The organism is Oleidesulfovibrio sp., from assembly GCF_047973035.1.
In the GTDB taxonomy this organism is placed as follows: domain Bacteria; phylum Desulfobacterota; class Desulfovibrionia; order Desulfovibrionales; family Desulfovibrionaceae; genus Oleidesulfovibrio.
On sequence record NZ_JBKEBF010000020.1, the window covers coordinates 101126 to 115294 of the forward strand.

A 14169-nucleotide genomic window follows, 5' to 3' on the forward strand; every position below is an offset into this window, starting at 1 on the left:
ATAGCGGGCAGCGTTCCCCGTGAACACCGCCCAAGCCATCTACACTCCGGTAAACCGGAAAAAATTTTCTTACCTTTCTTCCCTCATATTGACAAGGGGCTGAACATACTGGACCTCAGAGTCCCAGGGGAACAAAATCCAAGTATCCTGGCTGACTTCTGTGATGAATGTATCCACCAGAGGTCTGCCTGCAGGTTTTGCATATACAGTGGCAAAATGTGCTTTGGGCAGCATTTCGCGAACAGCTTTGGCCGTGGTTCCCGTATCAACCAGATCATCAACGATCAGCCAGCCTTCACCGTCGCCTTCAATCCCTTTAAGAACTTTCAGTCCGCCCTGCGCTTTCCAGTCATAGCTGGAAATACAGATGGTATCGACAAGGCGCACTTCAAGCTCACGAGCCAGAATGGCTGCAGGTACCAGCCCGCCTCTGGTTATGGCTGCAATACCTTTAAAAGGGCCAAGTTCGATAAGCCGCCAGGACAAGGCTTTGGTATCTCTATGAAGCTGCTCCCAGGAAACAGGGAACATTTTTTTATAACGATCGGGATCTGCCACGATTTCCTCCTGCCCTGCAGGTGTATAGCTGTGCGGGTCTTTGCCGTGCAATCATATATATGTCAAGCACGGCAGCGCACTCTGAAATAAAACGAAACACCGTTACGCTTTGTAACGGCTTCCTGCGCCCAAAAAGTTACTTATGCGTACCGTTCTTTCGCTCCCACCATGATTTATCCGGCCCTATAAACCACCAGTCAGTATGGTCAGTCCGGGCAATGGTTGCCGCAAGAGTTGCACCAGCTTCTGTACGCAGACGCTTCAAAGCGCCTTCCATCCATTTTCCGGCGTACTTATTCCCCAGATCAAGCTCCTGCTTAAGGTTCAGAATCAGATCAATCTGATCAGCATCCTGTGCAAGCTTTGCCTCAAGGGTTTCGGCGCGCTCAAGCTCATCCAGCAGGTCTAGGATTCCGGACTCGAGTCCGGTGCCTTCCAGTGCATGTTCCATCGCAGCGCGGGGATTGCAGGTATTGTATATCCGGTTCACATAGTTAAAGTCACCGATACGACTTTCATGAAAATCATGAAACAAACACATCAGAGCGGTACGTGCGGGATCGGCCTCCGCTTCACAGGCAAGAACGTATCCCACTACAGAGGTACGAAAAGAATGCTCTGCCACGTTCTCACTGCCCGTTCCCAAAAACTGGTAACCCGAACGGGGAGTCTTACGCAGCATGCCTGCTTCAAAAAGAAAATCCGCAAGGCGTGTCAGCTTGTCACGGCCTTGCAGGTTAAGTTGCGGATTGCAATGCGTCATGGAGAAAAGGCCTCCGGATATTATTTGCACTGTCAGTGCGGAACGACTCCATACGGCATTTCGGCGCTCAAGTACACCCCTGCCCGGCTGCAACAAAGGTAAAAAGTACTCCGGCAGCACCTTATACGAAGCAGCCGGAGCACCCGAATTATACAATTGATTAAAAAGTGTTACCGAACAGCCTGTTCAAACTACGGACGACTGCCCCACCGTCTGCCCATTATCCAGAACAGTGCCAGCGAGAACAAAGCCCCCAACGTGTCAGCCAGCATGTCCTTCTGGGCATCCCAGATGTCTCCCTGACTGCCAAGAACGGCAAGGCCTGCTTCGCCGCCTTCAGCTACTGCATACCACCACTCGATAATTTCATACGCAGCGGCAATGGACATAATAAAGAAAAGTGAAAACAAGGTAGCAATGATCGGACCGGTCAGCTTGCGACGAAGCAGAAGCTCACACATTGCATAGGCATAAAACCCGACTGAAAAATGCCCGACCCTGTCAAAGTGGTTTCGCTCAAAACCAAACAGGTCGGATACAAAACCAAAAGGAACTTCACTGAATGTAAAATGAGCACCGATAGTATGCCAGAAAATCCAGAACGCCATCAGTCCGTAAGCGACATTGGAAAAACGGAACACTTTATAGGTGCAGGCCAGAAGCAAAAATACGAACAGAACCGGAACAACTTCTGCAATCCAGACAGCTCTAGAAGCCGGAGCAATTCCAAGTAAAGCAAAGAAAACAATAAAGACAAGGGACAACATCAACGGGAAGTTGTCCTGAGTAACAGAAATGCGCATAAGAATCTCCACCTTGTTCTAAACAGCGATACCTTACATTGCCGAAACAGGCAGACGTTGTAAATCAGGCAGACGATAAAAAGGCCGGAAAGCCTTTCGGCTTTCCGGCCAGTGTTCTCCGATTCCCCGGGAAAGAAGCTATTAACCGCCAAGCAGCTGCATAGCCATTCTGGGCAGAGAGTTAGCCTGCGACAGCATTGCAACCGCAGACTGGGTAAGGATCTGCTGACGTGTGAACTCTGTCATTTCCTGCGATACGTCTACGTCGGAAATACGAGATTCGGCTGCCTGCAGGTTTTCAGACTGAATCTGCAGGTTGGAAATGGTGTTTTCCAGGCGGTTCTGGAGAGCACCAAGGTTTGCACGGATGGTATCCTTGGAAACGATAGCGTTTTCAATGCCAACCAGTGCGTTCTGTGCAGCAGACTGGGTAGAAATGGTGTAACCGGCGCTGGTTGCGTTTGCCTGGTTACCAACACCAAGAGCGGATGCAGTAGAGGTGCCGATCTGGATGTAGTAGTAGTCTTCTGCGGAGTCGTTAGCGGTACCGAAGTGAACCTTCAGCTTACCAGTGGAAACAAGTCCGCTACCGTCGTGCGTATTGCTGGAAAGGTTACCGTTAAGCAGGTAAATTCCGTTAAAGTCGGTAGCGTTTGCAATACGGGTAATTTCCGATGCCATTGCCTGATACTCGGAGTCGATAATCAGACGCTGGTCAGAAGTATAGGTACCCGTGGCTGCCTGTTCCGCCAGTTCCTTCATGCGGATGAGCTTTTCGTCGATAACGGAAAGCGCACCGTCTGCAGTCTGGATAAGCGAAATAGCATCGTTAGCGTTACGAACCCCCTGATTAAGCGCGGCGATATCGGCGCGCATAATTTCGCGAATGGCAAGACCGGCGGCGTCATCTGCTGCGGTACCAACGCGAAGACCTGAAGACAGTCGGCGTACGGACGTGCTGAGGTTACCGTAGGATTGGCTAAGGTTACGGGCAGCGTTCGTCGCCATCAAGTTGTGATTGATTACCAAAGACATAATATTCCTCCATGAATATTAGTGCATTTTTCAGAGCAAACCTGCTTAGGCCGCTTCCTTGCAGCCGCAAGATGCTCTCCCTGACTACCTATTCGGCTTCTGGCGGAGGAACATTAGAGCCCCTGTCCATTTTTTTCGGACAAAGCAGCTCAGAATAATATAACTGACTGATTTAAAAGAAAAAGCCGACTCATCTTCTGAGCCGGCCTTCAAAATATCGCTTAACAAATGCTGGTTATCCGCCTAGCAACTGCATAGCCATCCTCGGCAGAGAGTTAGCCTGAGACAGCATTGCCACAGCGGACTGTGTCAGAATCTGCTGCCGGACGAACTCTGTCATCTCACTGGAAACATCTACGTCGGAAATACGGGATTCGGCTGCCTGCAGGTTTTCAGCCTGCACCTGCAGGTTTGTAATGGTATTTTCCAGCCTGTTTTGCAACACGCCAAGCGCTGCGCGAATATTATCCTTGGAAATGATAGCACTGTTAATGGCAACAAGGGCCTGCTGGGCCGCAGACTGGGTGGAAATGGCAAACCCGCCATGCGCAGGATCAGCCTGATTGCCCACACCAAGCGCGGAAGCGGTAGAAGTGCCAATCTGTATGTAGTAGTAATCTTCTGCGGAATCATTGGCAGTTCCGAAATGGATTTTCATCTTGCCTGTTGAAACAAGCCCGCTGCCGTCATGGACATCTCCGGAAAGGTTCCCGTTGAGCAATTGGATTCCGTTAAAATCCGTAGAATTGGCAATACGGGTAATTTCAGACGCCATGGCCTGATATTCCGAGTCAATAAGAAGACGCTGGTCGGAAGTGTAGGTACCGGTGGCTGCCTGTTCTGCAAGCTCCTTCATACGGATAAGCTTTTCGTCGATAACAGAAAGTGCTCCGTCTGCCGTCTGCAGCAAAGAAATCGCATCATTCGCGTTTCGTACCCCTTGGTACATGGCCGAGATATTGGCCCGCATCAATTCACGGATTGCCATTCCCGCCGCATCATCCGCCGCTGTTCCTACGCGCAATCCTGAAGAAAGACGCCTGACCGACGTTGAAAGATTACCATACGCCGAGCTCAGGTTCCTTGCGGCGTTCTGAGCCATAAGGTTATGGTTGATCACCATCGACATGCTGTTCTCCTCCTCATCTAATCGCAGACTTCGGCACTTGCCGGGTCACATTCAAACAACCGGAAAGCAGACACCAAAGCAGGCAATACCGTCAGGCGTCATTGTTTTGACACCGGACAAATACAGCTTTGCCGCCACATAGCAGGCAAAACACGCCGCCCCATACGTACACAGCGTTCTGCATGCACGATATATGCCACAGAACAGCCTATTATTATCGCTTCACATCATAGAAAGACAGAACAATCCAAAAACGTGTTGGCTCGACATACCATTTGTTTTACAATGTAAACTCTTACAAACTTTGAAGGGAGACCCGATGAGCACTCATACGCAGCTAAAAGTACTGACAGCTACGGACATCCGTGGATCAAAAAAACAAAGACGCCTCACCATGCTTACGGCGTACGACTATCCGACTGCCTCCATCGCTGATGCGGCAGAAATGGACATGTTATTGGTGGGAGACTCTCTGGCAATGGTAGTACTGGGGCACGACGATACTCTTTCTGTCACTATGGATGAAATGATCCACCACTGTCGGGCAGTTGCACGCGGGACACAACGGGCGCTTGTTGTAGGTGACATGCCTTTTATGAGTTATGAGACAGGTGTGGAAGACGCCATGCGTAATGCAGCGCGCATGTTCCGCGAAGGTGGCGTAAGAGCTGTAAAGCTTGAAGGTGGCTTAAGTGTAACACCGCAAATCAAGGCTCTTACGCAGGCGGGCATACCTGTTGTGGGACATATAGGTCTTACGCCGCAACGGGTGGCTGCGCTTGGAGGGTTCAAAGTGCAGGGGCGTTCTGCTGAAGCAGCACGGTTACTGTTGGAAGATGCAAAAGCACTGGAAGAAGCAGGCTGCTTTGCGCTGGTTTTGGAGGCCATCCCCGCCCCTGTAGCCAGACACATTACAGAGTCCATCTCCATCCCCACTATAGGTATAGGAGCCGGTGCCGACTGCGACGGACAAGTTCTCGTATTTCACGATCTTTTGGGGTTATACGACAAGTTCACTCCCCGCTTCGTCAAGCGCTACGCGGAACTACGGCAAGAGGCAGTAAAGGCTATCGGACAATACCGAGACGAAGTGATTCAGGGGACCTTTCCGCAAAAAGAACATAGTTTTACTATGCCGCAGGAGGAGCTGGAAATGTGGGAAAAAAGCATTAAAGATCGTAATGATTGATTACAAATCCGCCCTTTGCAGGCATATCAGCCCCTTCCAGAAAAATGCAGGACTGCGGCAGAACCCATACGAAACGCTCTTCGGTGACATTTTCCCTAAAACTTGTAACCTGATGGCGCATCAAAGAGTGCAGAGCTGTCGGCTCACGGCTTGAATCGTACAGAAACATACTGTCACCCAGTAATCTTTCGGCCACCGTCCAATGCCGGATGACAGCTGCATCCTGCTGAGGAGTAAACCGCATGAACCGCAAAAGAACCGCCCTTCTGGATACGCCAGTCAGCCAACGGGCAACTGCGTCCCACAAAGCATCTTCAGAAGCAGGAGCTTTTTTAAATGGCAGATATGCCCGCACAGGAAACAGCTCGGCGCAGTAATGCGAAAGCATCTCATGCACTACATGCTCGTAGTCCATAGAGCCAGTAACAACCCCTGAAAAAAAATCATAATCTTTTGAATAACGTAGTAATGTCTCGTGCAGGATTCTTCTGCACTGAAAAGAGCTTAAATTATGCAGGGAACGCAACGCGTTGATAACGGCGTAGAGCGCACAAAAATTATCCAGCGAGCCTTGAGAAAAAGGAGTTTTCATACAATCTACCCTGTTAGACGTCCTGATGATAGCAATAGCAGCTATACTCGCGCCGGTATATAACCTATTTGCTCTTTTCTCTTTACAACAAGGGCCACACAGATTACAAACAAACAACAACTATATGCGGATACATTGATATGCAGATAATCACATCCAAGGATGAACTCCAACGGCTCTGCCTTGACTGGCGTTGCAGCGGCGTAAAAACTGCGCTGGTTCCCACTATGGGCTACTACCACACCGGTCATGAAAGCCTGATGGATTATGCACGGCAACGTGCTGACAAAGTTATCGTCAGTCTGTTTGTCAACCCGACACAATTTGGCCCGCATGAGGACCTTGCAGCCTATCCCCGCGATCTGGCAGGTGATGCGGAAGTCGCTTCCCGCATGGGTGTTGACGTATTGTTTACGCCGCAGGCGGAAGAAATGTTTCCGCAAGGGCACGGCACCTGGGTTGAAGTGCCGGAGCTAGCAAAAGGACTTTGCGGCATCAGCAGGCCTACCCATTTTCGGGGGGTATGCACGGTTGTGATGAAACTTTTGACGCTCACCCTGCCCCGACTGGCAGTCTTTGGCGAAAAAGACTGGCAGCAACTGGCCATTTTAAAGCGGATGGCAAAAGACATGTGCCTTCCGGTGAGCATAGAAGGCAGCCCGATTATCCGTGAAAAAGACGGGCTGGCCATGAGTTCACGCAATATTTATCTGACTCCCGAAGAACGCAAACAGGCTCCGGCACTGCAACTGGGGCTACAACATGCCCGCGATCTGGTTGCACAAGGTGAACGGGATGTAGAAAAGCTTCGTGCCGCTATACGAGGCTACTGGCAACAGCATCTGCCTACGGGCAGCGTGGACTACCTTGAGATAGTCCATCCCGAAACACTGGCACCGCTGGAATCTGTAGGTAGAGACGCCCTGTGCGCAGCTGCAGTAAAGGTGGGAAGAGCCCGGCTTATTGACAATCTGAAACTGGTGTAAGCCTTCAATCAGAAGCAGATCAGGATTGAGCATGCCCGCATCTGAACCGACAGGCGGCTTCTGGGCCGCCATACGCCGCTTCATCAAGGCAAACCTGTTTGCAGGCATACTTGTTCTTACGCCTATTGTAGCAACATTTCTGATGCTACGCGTTGCTGTAAGATGGGTTGATAAACTGTTATTGCTTCTTCCTGCGCAGTATCGGCCCGAAGAGTACCTGCCTGTGGCTGTTCCGGGGCTGGGTTTTATACTGCTGATTGCAGTGCTGCTGATTACCGGCCTTCTGGCCCGCAACTTTCTGGGCCGCAGGCTTGTGGCGCTGGGCGATGCTATCATGGCCCGTATTCCGCTGGTCAGCTCGCTGTACTCCGGTATCAAACAGCTTGTTGAAACAATTTTTACCTCATCCCGCGATTTTCAGCGTGTTGTGCTTATCGAATATCCGCGGAAGGGGTTATATACAATGGCTTTTGTCACAGGTGTCGCAGTAGGCGAAATCCAGCAAAAGACAGCAACTAAAGTATTAAACGTTTTCGTACCCACAACACCGAACCCGACATCCGGCTTTTACCTGATGGTTCCTGAAGCCGATGTCACACCTCTGGAGATGAACGTTGAAGATGCCTTCAAGCTGCTCATTTCAGGCGGTATTCTGAGTTCTGAAAACGACAAGTCGAAAAAACGCAAAAAAGTACAGCCGACACGGCAGGAAAAAACTCAGGAGGAACAAGCATGATTCCCTTCAAGGGCAAATATCACTTCACTTCAGAATCGGTAACCGAAGGACACCCCGACAAAGTTGCCGACCAGATTTCCGACGCTGTCCTTGACGTGCTGTTGGAGCAGGACCCTGATTCCCGCGTTGCCTGTGAGACTATGGTCACAACCGGCATGGCAGTTATTGCCGGCGAAATCACCACCCGCGGCTACGCAGACCTGCCCCATGTAGTACGTGAAACCATTAAGGAAATCGGCTACAGCAATTCCTCTATGGGCTTTGACTGGCAGACCTGCGCAGTTATTTCCTCCATCGACAAGCAGTCGCTTGATATCGCTCAGGGTGTTGACCGTGAAGATCCTGAAAATCAGGGCGCCGGCGACCAGGGCATGATGTTCGGTTTTGCCTGCGATGAAACTGCCACTTTTATGCCTGCTCCTATCTACTGGGCTCACCAGCTTTCGCAGCAGCTGACTGCAGTGCGTAAAGACGGCACCGTAGACTTCCTGCGCCCCGACGGCAAAACACAGGTGTCTTTTGAATACGTAGACGGCAAGCCTGTACGTATCAACAACGTGGTTGTTTCCACCCAGCATGCAGAGTGGGCCAGCCAGACTGACATCATCGACGCAGTGAAAGCCCATGTCATCCGCCCTGTGCTGGAACCCACGGGCTTCTTTGACGAAAAAGACTGCGAAGTGTTCATCAACACTACCGGTCGCTTTGTTGTAGGCGGCCCCATGGGTGACTGCGGCCTGACCGGTCGTAAGATTATTCAGGACACCTACGGCGGTATGGGCCACCACGGCGGCGGCGCCTTCTCCGGAAAGGACCCTTCAAAGGTTGACCGTTCCGGCGCATACATGGGCCGCTACATTGCCAAAAACGTAGTTGCAGCCGGCCTCGCACCCAAGTGCGAAGTACAGATTGCTTACTGCATCGGCGTTGCAGAGCCCGTTTCAGTTCTGTGCACCTCTCTCGGTTCCAGTGACATTTCTGACGAAGTGCTCACCAAAGCCGTGCGCGAAGTGTTCGACCTGCGCCCCTACCACATCACCAAGCGCCTCGACCTTCGTCGTCCCATTTACAAAAAGTCAGCATGCTACGGTCACTTCGGTCGCGAACTTCCCGAATTTTCGTGGGAACGCACCGATGCCGCAGCAGACCTGCGGGCAGCCGCAAAGGTTTAACAGCCTTACAATGCAATATGAAAAGGCCGGAGCATTTGCTCCGGCCTTTTTTAGTATCAGGCAAATAAACTGACTTTTCTTTGGTTATACAGGCGTGATGACAGTTCTGTCCGCGGCCAGCTTTCCTACCCTGTACAGGTAAACAAAATAGGCCAGACCGAATGTCAGTACAGCAAGAATGAACCATAAAATAACATGGCCCAGCTGGCTGCCAAGTTCCAGTTCGCATTTCAGCCTGCCTACTCTCCTTCCGGCAGAAACAACGTAGGTACGGCTGATCACAAATCTGGCAAGCGCGTAAGGGTAAACAAAGGCCCCGATTCCGAGGGTCAGTATAGAGATAATAATCCAGAGCACTGCATGGCCTATGCATTCAGCCATTGTCAGGTCACAATCAAAACGTCCGCTCAGCATTTGAACTCCTTTAGCCTATATATAACAATGAATTGATGCATTGTCCGCACGGGTGCAGACGGTCATGTCCGCATCAGGGCAGTACTTTCGCCCGCTCATTATCATATGTTTTCCAAAAACGATAGAGTTCCTCAACATTGGGGGATGTCAAAAGCGGCATTGCGGCCGTCAGCATATCTGTTGGCCAATTCCACCATTGTAATTCCAGCAGCATGGCAATAGTAGCAGGCTCAAAGCGCATCTTAACTTGCTTTGCAGGCAAACCTGCAACAACTGCATAGTCAGGCACGTCGGACCGAACAACTGCTCTGGCAGCAATAACAGCACCATGTCCTATCCGCACTCCCGGCATAATCATGGCTTCAGCACCTATCCACACATCATTACCGACCACGGTATCCCCCAGAGGTAGATAGCCGTCCGCGGCACCGGCATTACGCCCTTCAGTCGTACAATAAAAAGGAAATGTACTTATCCAATCTGTGCGGTGGCCCTGATTGCCAGCCATGATAAAGCTTGCACCGGTACCGATAGAACAGAAGCTGCCTATGTACAGCTTATCCACATCATCGGAATCCGGCAGAAGGTAGCGGACACAGTCGTCAAAAGAGTGTCCATGGTAATAACCGGAATAAAAACTGTTGCGCCCCACTCTAATATTTGGATTAGTAACCTGTTCACTAAGGGAAACCCCTTTGAAAGGGGTCGTAAAAATACTGTCGTGTCTCACACTCTCTGCACCATATACGTTTTCAACAAAAATCAGATACCGAAATACGTTGTAATCAAATTGCGAGCGCGTTTAGTCAATGAAGGCAAGTCTGGCTTTGAAACCTGATCATCCGCCCCCACAGCCTCACCTTTATGTCTCAGCGCATCTGTAATCAAAGATGAAAACAACATTACCGGCAGCTGATTAAGCACAGGATCTTCTTTGATTCTGCGTGTCAGGTTATGGCCATCCATCTCCGGCATTTCGATATCCGAAACAACCAGAGTCACATAATCACTAATGGGCTTGCCCGATTCCTGAGCTTCCCTCTTCCACGCTTCCAACTGATTCCAGGCTGCAAGCCCGCTGCTGGTCGCCGTTACAATGAAGCCGGCTTTTTCCAGTGTGGCCCCTATCATATTCCGGATAGAAGAAGAGTCATCCGCAATAAGGGTACGCAGACTGTCTCCGGAAACTTCTTCCCGCTGGATAGCTTCCGCATGAGACTGCAGGTCGATATGCGGATTCATTGAGGCTACAATACGCTCCATGTCCAGCAGAAAAACAATGCGATCATCAAACCGCACAACACCTGTTATTGACTCATTACTGAAGTGCTGCAGGTACTGGTCCGGCGCTTCAATCTGCTTCCAGCTCAGTCTGTGGATGCTGGTAACCGCGGAGACGAGAAAAGCCGTAATGGTTCCGCTGAATTCCGAAACGATAACCTTGGCATTCGGAGAATCGATTGACCCTTTCTGCAACCACACAGCAAGGTCAATAAGCGGCAGAACCTTGTCACGCGAAGAAAATGTGCCCAAAGCTGCGGGGTGATGATTTCCGGGCAATCCGATAACTGCAGGGCGCCTGATGATTTCCAGCACCTTAGCTACGTTCATGGCGTAATAGCCTTTATACGGAAGCCCGTCTGCGCCTGTCTCTTCTATAATGAATTCGATTATTTCCAGCTCATTAGTACCGGATTCAAGTAGGATATTGCTTTGTGACATAAGTCACCCCCTATCCATATACTATGCACAGGTAGAGAAAGGGTTACAAGAGTTATAATATTATTCCTTTTTTAACAGACAAAAGAGCCTCCCGACCGTGCCGCAGCAATAACCTGCGGTGTAGCCGAAAATGGGTTGGCTGCCAGCGAAGGAATAGTAAGACTGCCGCTGATACCAAACGGCGTGGACACCAAATGTTCATTATACGCCTGATGCATCAATGGTTCCAGAGTCAGCACGTCTTCCACGTTGTAGGCAAGTAGTGTTTCCAGCACTTTTTCATCAGCAGTCCTGCGAAATAACTTCCACAGCAATACTGCCATATAGCCATCAACGCCTTCCAGCTCGCCACGGTCCATTCCGTAAAAATGTTCAATCCGCTTCAGTCCGCCTGATACGCCAAGCGCTCTGAAAACATACCGCAAATCAATATGCCCGATATCGAGCCGCATCTCCAGAGCCTGTTCGATGAACGGCACGTCAAAACATTTGCCATTAAACGTTACCAAGAGGTCATATGCTCTGATATCGTCCATAAATTCATGAAGATTTCGATCATGCACATACGTTTTAACCTGTTCGCCATCGTACAGGGCGATAGTCGTAATATGCGCAGCAGGCCATGCAAGGCCTGTGGTTTCGATATCAACATACGCAACACGGGTGCGGAAAGAATCAAAAAGGCGCCACTGCTGGTTAGCTGGCAGTTTAGCGCCAAACCACGCAGCATCAGCGGATTGTAACCGGCTCAAAGATTCTTCCGCTCCGCGCCGGATTTTATCGGCACTGCGGCCTAAGGCAGAGGCAGGGGCATCAAGAGCCTGTTCCCATGAATGAACACCCGCATCCCAGAGTTTCTGCTCTGAACCTGCCCCGATGCCCTGAAGGTGACAAAACGTACTTTTCAGCATTATTATTCTTTCCCTGCCGCTTTCTTTTTTTTCTTGTTACCGGAATCAGCTTTCGTATCGTTCACACCGTTCTGCGGGCAAAAATCCAGCATCTCGCACTCGTAACACAACGGCTTGCGGGCATCACATACATGCCTTCCGAACCAAACCATACGATGATTCACATCACCCCACTCTTCACGCGGGAAAAGCGGCATCAGATCTTTTTCCACAATCACAGGATTATCTGACTTGGTGAATCCCATCCTGAAGGCGATGCGCTTAACATGGGTATCCACGGCCAGCCCTTCGTTAATGCCGTAACCGCCCCACAACACAATATTTGCTGTCTTACGGGCCAGCCCCGGCAGTGCCACCAACTCTGCCATGGTGCGGGGCACTTCTCCGCCATGCAACGTGGTCACCATCTGTGCTGTCGTAATCAGGTTTTTGGCCTTATTGCGATAGAATCCTGTGGAATGCACCACTTCTTCCAGCTCGCCCTGCATAGCTTCCGCCAGCTGCTCAGGACCGGGCCAGCGGCGGAAAAGCTTCGGTGTAACCTTATTCACACGTTCGTCTGTACACTGGGCAGCCAGCACGGTTGCCACCAGAAGCTCCCATGGATTTTTCGCATCAAGGTGCGTTGCGGGAGCGGGGTATCGTTGATTCAGCAGGGCTAAAAACGCTGCTGCACGTTCTTTTTTTCTCATCTTGGTCACTCATTTTATTTTCGCGGATTTCAACCTGAAACAGGAATCTCTGCAAGACAGTCATATGGCATAGTGATTAGCCGCATGCAATGTAAAGACTGCGTTATGACACATCCGATTCAACCGCTCCGGAATTATTGCCGTTAGTTTCGCTTTACGGTACAAAAGTTGTCGCAAAGCAGGCAGCCACTGCAACAGCGAGGTTCCCCCATGGCAAAAATAATCTACATGACTGCGTCGGATGAGCAAGAGGCACAAAGAATAGGCCGTACTCTTGTGGAGCGCAGGCTGGCAGCGTGCGTCAATATTCTCGGTCGCATTGATTCCATTTTCTGGTGGGACGGCAAAGTGCAGAGTGAAGGGGAAATCGCCTTCATCGCAAAAACTTCTGATGAAAAAGCACCGGAAGTTCTAGCCGCTGTGCAAGAACTGCACAGCTATGATGTGCCTTGTGCCGTAGCCTTGCCCATTACCGACGGGTTGCCCCCTTTTCTTTCATGGATTGATAACGAAGTACGAAAGGAGCGTTAAGCATATGTCCATTTATATTTCCGGCTCTCTCGCTTATGACCGGATCATGAACTTTCCAGGTAAATTTTCCGACCATATTCTGCCGGATAAAATACACATTCTTAACGTCTGCTTTCTTATCGACAGACTGGAAGAAAAGCGCGGCGGCACAGCGGGCAACATTGCCTACACTTTGGCCCTGCTTGGTGAAAAGCCCAAAATTCTTGCAACGGTCGGCAAAGACTTTGACCGTTATGAAGAGGCGCTGAGCAAACTTGATCTGCCCATGGACGGTATCCGCCGTATGGAAGATCAGTTCACTGCCGGTGCCTACATTACCACCGACCAGAGCGACAACCAGATTACCGGCTTTAACCCCGCAGCAATGAGCCACCCTTGCGACTATGAATTCAATGGAGCCTCTCCGGCTGACGACATTGCCATCGTATCCCCCGGTAACGTTGATGATATGGTGGAACTGCCCCGCAAATTCCGTGAAATGGGCATGCGTTACATATTCGACCCCGGCCAGCAGATTACCGCTCTTACCGGCGAAAAGATGCTGGAATGCATCAACGGTGCACACATGCTTGTAACCAACGACTACGAACTGGAAATGATCATGAAAGCAACAGGTCGCACTAAAGCGGAACTGCTGAACATGACAAATTACATCATCACAACATTGGGCGAGCAAGGTTCCCGTATCGATAACGGCGAGCCTGTGATGGTCGGCGTTGCAGCCGCAAAAGAAGTTCTCGATCCTACCGGTGCAGGCGACGCCTACCGTGCCGGTCTGCTGAAAGGCCTCACTGACGGACTTGACGTTGCTGAAGCTGCAAAGCTTGGTGCGACCTGTGCAAGTTTCTGCATAGAGCATTACGGAACGCAAGAACACAACTTTACCGCTGAAGAGTTCAAAACACGTTATGACGCGGCGTTCGGGGCATAGCGCCA

The 14169-nt window shown here is 50.5% G+C and carries 17 protein-coding genes; 6 read left to right on the forward strand and 11 right to left on the reverse strand.

What is annotated here, in order from left to right:
* Positions 1-69 precede the first annotated feature (69 nt).
* From gpt to ACK5LI_RS06415, 5 genes are all read right to left on the reverse strand, one after another.
* Entirely contained in the window at positions 70-531 is a 462-nt protein-coding gene (gene gpt, locus ACK5LI_RS06395; RefSeq protein WP_416947538.1) for a xanthine phosphoribosyltransferase, read from the reverse strand.
* A gap of 163 nt (positions 532-694) precedes the next feature.
* The gene (locus ACK5LI_RS06400; protein WP_416947355.1) at positions 695-1321 is read right to left on the reverse strand and encodes an HD domain-containing protein; all 627 of its coding nucleotides are present in this window, start codon (positions 1319-1321) and stop codon (positions 695-697) included.
* A gap of 191 nt (positions 1322-1512) precedes the next feature.
* Entirely contained in the window at positions 1513-2124 is a 612-nt protein-coding gene (locus ACK5LI_RS06405) for a DUF2238 domain-containing protein (protein ID WP_416947357.1), read from the reverse strand.
* Positions 2125-2265: 141 nt separating this feature from the next.
* A complete protein-coding gene (locus tag ACK5LI_RS06410) occupies positions 2266-3159 on the reverse strand; it encodes a flagellin (RefSeq protein WP_416947359.1) in 894 nt (297 codons plus the stop codon).
* 235 nt (positions 3160-3394) lie between these two features.
* The gene (locus tag ACK5LI_RS06415) at positions 3395-4288 is read right to left on the reverse strand and encodes a flagellin (RefSeq protein WP_416947361.1); all 894 of its coding nucleotides are present in this window, start codon (positions 4286-4288) and stop codon (positions 3395-3397) included.
* A 319-nt stretch (positions 4289-4607) separates the two neighbouring features.
* Between ACK5LI_RS06415 and panB the strand changes: the two genes are divergently transcribed.
* Entirely contained in the window at positions 4608-5477 is an 870-nt protein-coding gene (gene panB, locus ACK5LI_RS06420) for a 3-methyl-2-oxobutanoate hydroxymethyltransferase (RefSeq protein ID WP_416947362.1), read from the forward strand.
* Here panB and ACK5LI_RS06425 read toward each other — a convergent pair.
* Positions 5458-6069, reverse strand: a complete 612-nt coding sequence (locus ACK5LI_RS06425) for a hypothetical protein (RefSeq protein ID WP_416947364.1) — start codon at positions 6067-6069, stop codon at positions 5458-5460. The two genes, panB and ACK5LI_RS06425, sit on opposite strands and share 20 nt — an antisense overlap.
* Positions 6070-6209: 140 nt before the next feature.
* On the opposite strand from ACK5LI_RS06425, the gene panC reads away from it, so the two are divergent.
* From panC to metK, 3 genes are read left to right on the forward strand one after another with little or no spacing between them, the layout of a single operon-like run.
* A complete protein-coding gene (gene panC, locus ACK5LI_RS06430) occupies positions 6210-7055 on the forward strand; it encodes a pantoate--beta-alanine ligase (RefSeq protein WP_416947366.1) in 846 nt (281 codons plus the stop codon).
* Between the two features lie 31 nt (positions 7056-7086).
* Entirely contained in the window at positions 7087-7791 is a 705-nt protein-coding gene (locus ACK5LI_RS06435) for a DUF502 domain-containing protein (RefSeq protein WP_416947369.1), read from the forward strand.
* A complete protein-coding gene (gene metK / locus ACK5LI_RS06440; protein ID WP_416947371.1) occupies positions 7788-8963 on the forward strand; it encodes a methionine adenosyltransferase in 1176 nt (391 codons plus the stop codon). Before ACK5LI_RS06435 ends, metK begins: the two co-directional genes overlap by 4 nt.
* 84 nt (positions 8964-9047) lie before the next feature.
* Here the strand turns inward: metK and ACK5LI_RS06445 are convergent, their stop codons facing one another.
* From ACK5LI_RS06445 to nth, 5 genes are all read right to left on the reverse strand, one after another.
* Positions 9048-9377, reverse strand: coding sequence for a DUF6693 family protein (locus tag ACK5LI_RS06445; protein ID WP_416947373.1), 330 nt, complete (start codon positions 9375-9377; stop codon positions 9048-9050).
* 73 nt (positions 9378-9450) lie between these two features.
* Entirely contained in the window at positions 9451-10107 is a 657-nt protein-coding gene (locus ACK5LI_RS06450; RefSeq protein WP_416947375.1) for a CatB-related O-acetyltransferase, read from the reverse strand.
* 32 nt (positions 10108-10139) lie between these two features.
* Complete coding sequence (locus ACK5LI_RS06455) at positions 10140-11099, reverse strand: chemotaxis protein (protein WP_416947377.1); 960 nt, start codon at positions 11097-11099, stop codon at positions 10140-10142.
* A 71-nt stretch (positions 11100-11170) separates the two neighbouring features.
* Positions 11171-12010 (reverse strand): ribonuclease H-like domain-containing protein, encoded by an 840-nt coding sequence (locus ACK5LI_RS06460; protein WP_416947378.1) that lies wholly within the window; start codon positions 12008-12010, stop codon positions 11171-11173.
* A gap of 2 nt (positions 12011-12012) precedes the next feature.
* Positions 12013-12702: an endonuclease III gene (nth, locus tag ACK5LI_RS06465; protein ID WP_416947380.1), complete on the reverse strand. Its 690-nt coding sequence runs from the start codon at positions 12700-12702 to the stop codon at positions 12013-12015.
* Between the two features lie 210 nt (positions 12703-12912).
* Here nth and cutA point away from each other — a divergent pair, with 210 nt between their 5' ends.
* Together cutA and ACK5LI_RS06475 are read left to right on the forward strand one after the other, a co-directional pair.
* Positions 12913-13233, forward strand: coding sequence for a divalent-cation tolerance protein CutA (gene cutA / locus ACK5LI_RS06470; RefSeq protein WP_416947382.1), 321 nt, complete (start codon positions 12913-12915; stop codon positions 13231-13233).
* A gap of 4 nt (positions 13234-13237) precedes the next feature.
* Positions 13238-14164, forward strand: coding sequence for a carbohydrate kinase family protein (locus ACK5LI_RS06475; protein WP_416947384.1), 927 nt, complete (start codon positions 13238-13240; stop codon positions 14162-14164).
* The last annotated feature ends 5 nt before the right edge of the window (positions 14165-14169 follow it).